Origin of the sequence: Rothia sp. (in: high G+C Gram-positive bacteria) (assembly GCF_030540545.1) — a bacterium.
GTDB lineage: Bacteria > Actinomycetota > Actinomycetes > Actinomycetales > Micrococcaceae > Rothia.
Genome location: NZ_JAUNVZ010000111.1, coordinates 467 through 1090 on the forward strand (window position 1 = coordinate 467; position 624 = coordinate 1090).

At 63.5% G+C, this 624-nt stretch carries 1 protein-coding gene; it reads left to right on the plus strand.

Annotated elements, in window-relative coordinates; genetic code table 11:
• Positions 1-230 precede the first annotated feature (230 nt).
• Positions 231-624: copper chaperone PCu(A)C (locus tag Q4P78_RS09305; protein WP_303340087.1), on the plus strand; the 394-nt coding region annotated here is incomplete at its 3' end.

Consider the following 624-nt stretch of genomic DNA (forward strand, 5'->3'; position numbering starts at 1 on the left):
CGGACACGGAACATAAAGAAGGACTTGCCCCCTGGCTGTGGGGCGGCGGCGGGCTGCTGATCCTGCTGGTCGGGGCGATTGCGGTGATGCTCATCCGCAAACGCAACGACGGGCCGGGAACCAGTGAGTAGCCGCACTCACTAAGTATGCGCAATAGCTGGGGTCGTCCCCTGACCTCAGCTGCGCACAGCACACACCGGGCGGTACCGCCCAGAAAGAGAAAACCAACCATGTTCAAGAATCATCAGAAGCTCGTAACCTTTACCTGCACCGCCGCAGCCGGGATGCTGCTGCTCTCCGCCTGCGGGGGCTCCACCAGCACCGGCGCATCCGGTTCCGCATCAGCCTCCTCTTCGGCAAGCTCATCAGCCTCTGCGGGGGCCAGCGCTGCAGGCGGGCAGGGAGCCAGCGCCTCGTCAGGCACCCTAAAAATTGAGGGGGCCTGGGTGAAAGCCAGCAAGGGCGGCATGACCGGCGTGTTCGGCAAAATCACCAATAGCGGGGACAAGCCGGTGAAGATCACCAGCGCCTCCTCGACCGCCACCGACACCGTGCAGCTGCACACCACCACCAAAGGCTCAGACGGCGGCACCAAGATGGAGCAGGTGCACGAGTTCACCATTG